Source organism: Streptomyces sp. NPDC001156 (assembly GCF_053598275.1).
Genome location: NZ_JBSFJX010000335.1, coordinates 1 through 5,768 on the forward strand (window position 1 = coordinate 1; position 5,768 = coordinate 5,768).

General features: G+C 67.4%; 3 protein-coding genes and 1 pseudogene. 2 read left to right on the plus strand and 2 right to left on the minus strand.

Annotation, left to right across the window (positions count from 1 at the left end; translation table 11 throughout):
- The first annotated feature begins 215 nt into the window (after positions 1–215).
- The gene (locus ACWDA7_RS49485) at positions 216–926 is read left to right on the plus strand and encodes a hypothetical protein (RefSeq protein WP_450614363.1); all 711 of its coding nucleotides are present in this window, start codon (positions 216–218) and stop codon (positions 924–926) included.
- A gap of 865 nt (positions 927–1,791) precedes the next feature.
- Positions 1,792–2,487 carry a hypothetical protein gene (locus ACWDA7_RS49490; protein WP_450614365.1) on the plus strand — a complete coding sequence of 232 codons (696 nt, stop codon included), beginning with the start codon at positions 1,792–1,794 and terminating at the stop codon, positions 2,485–2,487.
- 598 nt (positions 2,488–3,085) lie between these two features.
- Here the strand turns inward: ACWDA7_RS49490 and ACWDA7_RS49495 are convergent.
- Together ACWDA7_RS49495 and ACWDA7_RS49500 are read right to left on the minus strand one after the other, a co-directional pair.
- Positions 3,086–4,702, minus strand: a complete 1,617-nt coding sequence (locus tag ACWDA7_RS49495) for a flavin monoamine oxidase family protein (protein ID WP_450614366.1) — start codon at positions 4,700–4,702, stop codon at positions 3,086–3,088.
- A 240-nt stretch (positions 4,703–4,942) separates the two neighbouring features.
- Positions 4,943–5,503, minus strand: a pseudogene (locus ACWDA7_RS49500) (PIG-L family deacetylase); the annotation flags it as partial.
- Between the last annotated feature and the right edge of the window lie 265 nt (positions 5,504–5,768).

Here is a 5,768-nt window from a genome sequence, read left to right on the forward strand (position 1 = left end):
CATGATCAAGGCGGCCGTCCTCGTGTCCCCAGCCATCCCCTCAAGCCGCTGAACAGCAGCAACGGGCATCGGCAGACCTATCTACAGCTGCCGTATCGTTGAGCGCGCCCGCGTTGCTGCTTTGCCCGGGAAAGCGCATGTACTCGGTTGTTCCATGGCTGTCCGTGGGCGGGCGGCGCCGACTCCGCTGGTGCGGCGGGAGCAGGGTATTTATCATGTTTCGCAGCTCGGCGAGTGCCTCTTCCCAGACCGGCTTTGCCCACACGCGCGGCAACCAGCCCCCGCAGGCGACCGCTGCCCGATCCACCCCTGCCGCCGCACCGGCGGCCTCCGGCTCACCCATCGGCCGCCCCGCCGACTCTCCCGCGCCGCAGACCACTCCGACCGCCGCGGCCTCGTCCGTGCAGGCTACGCAGACGCAGGTGGTCACGATGAGCCCGTGGTCCCTGGACGGTACCCCTGCGAATGGCATCGTCATTACCGACCGGGCCAGCGGCTCCTGCTTTGGCACAGCCGAATCCACCATGCGCACGGACGCATGGCGCTGCACCGCCGGTGACCGGATCCTCGACCCGTGTTTCTCCCCGGACTCAAATCCTCAGGACACCAGCGCGCTGTGTATGGACGAAGACCCCAGCCACATGGTCGAACTGTCGGTCCCACAGGGCTTTCCCGGCAACAACGATCACATGCCCTGCGGACCCGACATCGAACCGATCACCATCGTCCTGGCCAACGGCGCCCGCTGCTCCTTCGCCGGCGGCGGCACCACCACCTTGGCGGGGCAGCGCCTGAACTACGGCTGCGACAACGGCGGCTCCCTGCACGGCTACCCGAACAAGACAGCAGCACTGTGGACCATCTCCTACTCCGCCCCCAACAGTGGCGCCAGCGTCTCCACATGCATCACCACGGTCTACCAGTAGCCCACTGCTGAATCACTCAGACAACGAGGGCGCCGGCCAGGCGTCAGGAGCCGTCCAGCGAGTGGATCTCGCTTCTGCTCCGTGCGTTCGATCCGGAGGCGAAGTTCGCCTAACGGCGGTGCTGATCGGCCGCGAGGATCACCACGTCGACCGCCCGGGTGTTGGAGGAGGCCATACAGATATCCACCTCCAGGCGGCAGATCCCTCGCGGGATGCCGGGCCCTTCATGGTGGTCATCAAGTGCAAGGGCTGCTGGAACCCTGGACTGCCCACCGCGCTGGCCGATCAACTGGTGACCCGCTACCTACGCCGGTCCGGCACCGCTGGCATCTTCCTGGTCGGCTTCTTCGACTGCGACCTGTGGAGTTCAGCCCAGCGGCCGCGCTGCTCGGCCCGCCGCACCTGGGCAACCGACGGAATTCGCTCACCTGCGCAAACGTGGCCCGCGGGCGGGTGGACTTCTACGTGCCGCGATGGCGGATCTTCTGTTCCCGCGCGCCGAACTCCATAAGGTGTTTGATCGACTGAAATACCATTGGGGGAGTTCATGAACGGCCCGGCCTGGGTGCGCTCGGTGCGGCAGGCGGTGCCGGCTTGACGGCCTTGGGCAGCTACCTGGGACCGGTGCGGGCGGCTCGTGCTGCTGCCCAGGAACGTGCGCAGGAACGGCTGGAGCAGCGAGAACAAGGCGAGTTGACAGACTCATCGCCCTTCGTGCCGCATACCGAAGCTGGGAGCACCACCTCCAAAACGTCGTCAACGACGTGGTCGAGTTTCGCCGTTTTCGCAGGTCAGGGTCACTCTGGCGGTTGTAGCTGCTGGTGTTTGGGTCCTGTGGTCTTGGCGGCGGCCGTAGGGTGAGGTTGTGGATGAGCTTGTAGAACGGGTACGGCAACTGGACCAGCAGGGTCGGTCAGCGAAGGCGATCGCCAGAACGCTGGGGGTGGGCGTCAGGGATGTCGTCGAGGCGCTCAACGGCGCTGTGCAGGTCTCGGTGTCGGGCCGTGACGAGCCGCGTTGCTGGGTGAACGCCGGCTGGAGCCGTAGTGTGGATCTCGAGGGTACGCCGCAGTGGACAAGCCTTGACCCGGGGGCTTCCGACGCCGAGGAGGTACGCGGCCTTGTCGCCGTGCTCGTCGCCGCGGACAGCGCGCGCTCCGCGAAGGCCCAGGTTGCCGGGTTCCTGCTGGATGTGTGGTGCCTGGGGGTGAAGAACGCGCTGCCTGCGGAGCCGATGACCCCGAGTCAACTGGCTGCGCACCGGCACGCCTACTTCAGCGCCTTCGAGGGGCATGTGCAGGTTCCCGCCGAGCTTGCCCGTGCCCTGGTGTTCGGCGCCGCCGACTACGCCCGCGAACTCGGGTTCGCTCCCGAGGCGGACTTCGATGCCGCCGCCGTTGTGCTCGGTGAGCCAGCCGGTCCCAGCCCGATCCGCTTCGGTCGTGATGACAAGCCGTTCTACGTCAATGGCCCCTACGACGATCCCGAGGCGAATATGCGGACCTTGCGACACGCCGTCGGCGACGACGGCTTCCACTACACCCTCGCCTTCCCCGAGTAGCCGCGGCGGCGTCGGCTGTTGCTGGCGCGCCGGTAACCGTGTGGGGCGCGTGAGCCGGCAGACGATCACCCGGCAGGTGACGGGCCGGCTCGTTCGGGCTGTCCGCAGGCCGGACGGCGGCAGCATCAGCGGTGTGGCGACCACGCCGAGGGAGGGGATCCGCCGATGCTTCCGAGTCCGCCCCAGGCCCGCCCGTGCGGCGAAGCCGACTCGGGCGATGCCGAGTTCGGAGGCGAAGAGGCCGAAGGGTGGGAACGCCATCAGCGCCACCACCTCGAATCCGATTGCCCCTGCGAGCGGATGCGCCCCTGCGATCAGGCCACGGACTCGTCCGACCCGCGTGGTGCGGGTGAGTTGGAGGATGTGGCCGTAGGCGCGGAAGGCGACGGATTTGGCGAGCCCGTGGCCGGCGATGTGCGGCCGGGCGGCGGACAGGGCGTGCGGGCTGCCGATCGCTGTGGCCAGGGTGATCAGGCTCGTGTTCCTCCTGGTCAGCACCCCGGGGGACGCGCGAGCATTTGCGCATCCCCCGGCGTCGTCCACGGTGGCTCCCGAGTGGTGTTCGGGATCGGCCGGGCCGTCGGAGGGACAGGTCGCGTCAGGAGGCGAGGACGCGCTGGTGCAGTTCCGTGACGATCTTGCGCGCGGAGGAGATCGCCCCGTGCTGCCAGGCGTCCAGGAAGCTCAGGTAGTCACCGGCGAAGTACACGTTGCCCTGCGGCTTGTTGAGCGGTGCGTACGCCGGGGCGTCGGGGCCGCCGGGCATGGAGTGCCAGGCGCCCTCGAGGTACGGGGCGAGCTTCCACTGGTGGGAGAAGGAAGCGGCCAGTTCGGTGCGGTACTTGTCGCCGTGGATTACGACGCCCTGGGCCACGGCGCGCTCCAGGCGTTCGGCCGGGGTGAGGGCCGAGTACACCTCGGAGTGCGCGCCGGTGTTGTAGTAGCCGATGATCAGGCCGCGGTCGCCGAGGTGGCCGTAGGACGGGTACCAGATGTGGTCCAGGTCCATGTCGGTCTCGGTGATGCCACCGAAGATCTTGAAGTCCTTCTCCCACCAGCGGCTCTTGTACTCCAGGCCGATCTTGGAGGCGTAGGAGGGCTTCACGGCGAGGAAGGCGGTCTGCACCTGGGAGCCGAGGTTGTGCGGGGTCTTCGCGAGCAGGTGCGGGGCCAGGGTGGCGATGCAGTAGTCGGCTTCGACCACCTGGGTACGGCCGTGGCGCGTGTAGGTGACGGAGACGCCGGCACTGGTGTTCCTGATGTCGGTTACTGCCGCGCCCGTCCGGACCTTCTCCTGGCCGATTGCGCGGGCGAAGGCCTTGGGTATCTGGTCCATGCCGCCGACCGGCTGGAACATCAGCATCGCCTGGTCGTAGCCGAACTCGAAGGAGAAGTAGCGGCCCACGTTGGAGGCGAAGATCTCGGACAGGGAGGGGACGCCGCCGAGTTCGTCGCCGGGCGCGCCGGAGGCGCCCGGGTCGATGGTGAAGCCGCGGTGCTCGGTGCCGGTGTACTTGTAGTCGGCGCCGAGGGAGCCGTAGCTCTTGAGGAAGGTGAGCAGCCGTTCCTTGTCGGCGGCCGTCAACTCGCTGTCGAGGGCTCCGGCGTTGGTGGCCTTGGAGAGCAACTCGGAGACGTAGCCGTAGACATCGGCCTTCGCGGTCCGGTACTGGACCGGTGCCGTCATGCCTGTGCTCGGGTTGTAGATGAGGGCACTGGCGTTGGAGTTGGTGAACACTTCGATGGGGACGCCGAGTTCGCGGCAGTAGTCGAGGGTGATCATCCACTGGGCGAGCCGTGCGGGGCCCGCGTTCATGTACTGGCCTTTGCTGAACCGGGCCGTCTGTTCGACGCCGTTGATGTCCGTGAGGCTGTCGCCGCCCCGGACGGTGAGGTTGCGGCCGCCGACGCGGTCACGGGCTTCGAGGACCGTACAGTCGTAGCCGGCCTTGCCCAGCTCGTAGGCGGAGGTGAGGCCGGCGATGCCGCCTCCGATGATGACGACGCTGGCGGGCTTGCCGGAGCGGCCCTGGAGGGTGAAGTCGCCGCGGCTGGGTGCCTGGAACGGCGCCTCCTTCTCGGCCGCGTAGGCGGCGGTGGGCGCGAGGCCGAGGGCCCCCATGGTGGCGAACATGGCGCCGGCGCCACCGGTGATACCGACCTTCCGCAAGAACGTCCGCCGACTCGTCCCTGACCCGTGCTGACGCTGTGACATGAGAGGGGCTCCCCTTCCGATCTTGAACAAAGACCGGGGGAAGCGTGCCAATGGCCGGTTACAGCCCATCGGTACTGATGTAACCTACATGTTTCTACAAAGTCGAGCGCACCCCAGATGGGCTGTCGATTAATAACTCCGCAGTCTCCGGGGTCTGTTGGCCCGTAGGAGGCGACAGGTCCGACCGCCCGGAGAGGGCAGTGATGGTGTTCCCGGGCCACGGTCGGGCAGGCGGGCGGATCAGCGCAGTCCGGCGAAGAGATCGTTCTCGGGTATGGCCGCGCCGGTGGCGTCCTGGACACGTACGAAGGTCTCCATGCCCAACAACTTGCCGAACCTGTCCTTGCCCATCTTGAGGAAGAAGATGTTCTCGCCCTGACTGGCGTGCGCGGCCAACGCGTCGAACTTCTGACCGCTGAACGCGGTGGTGTCCACCCACGTGGTGATCTCATCGCCGGGCAGGCCGATCTCGGCCATCGCGGCGGCCTCGGCAGGATCCGGCTGCGGCATGTCCTCATGAAACTCGCGCATGATCTCGCCGAACCGATGCATCATCGAGCGGGGCATCGTGGTCCAGTACACCTTCGGTGCCAGCGCGGTTATCTCCAGCGCCGCCATCGTGATGCGGTGGCCCTGGATGTGGTCGGGGTGGCCGTAGAAGCCGTTCGCGTCGTAGGTGACGACCACATCAGGTCGGTAGTGCCGCATAAGTGTCGCCAGCCGGGCCGCGCCTTCCTGCACGGGGGCCTGCCAGAAGAATCCGGGGGCGTCGTTGCTCGGCCAGCCCGTCATCCCGGAGTCGCCGGCAGGGCCTGGCCCTCTGCTCCTGCGGACTGTCCATCCGGCGACCGATCTCCGGCACCGCCGGAGTCCCTCCTCAGGAATCGGTCTTTGCCCCGACTCCCGTGCGTGCCGGTCGTGCCTTGAGTCCGGAAGTTCGGTGAACCGTTCCTAGTCAGTGAGCAGGAGTAAGTCTTGTACCCAATCCTGGTCAACTGGCGCATCCCGAACGGTGGTGGATGCACTGGTCTCCCGCGTTCGCGCCGCGTCCGGCGACACGGATCGT

Excerpts from the sequence above, each read along its gene's own strand:
- ACWDA7_RS49485 (WP_450614363.1), top strand. The coding sequence starts at position 216 with ATGTTTCGCAGCTCGGCGAGTGCCTCTTCCCAGACCGGCTTTGCCCAC.
- ACWDA7_RS49495 (WP_450614366.1), bottom strand. The coding sequence starts at position 4,702 with ATGTCACAGCGTCAGCACGGGTCAGGGACGAGTCGGCGGACGTTCTTG.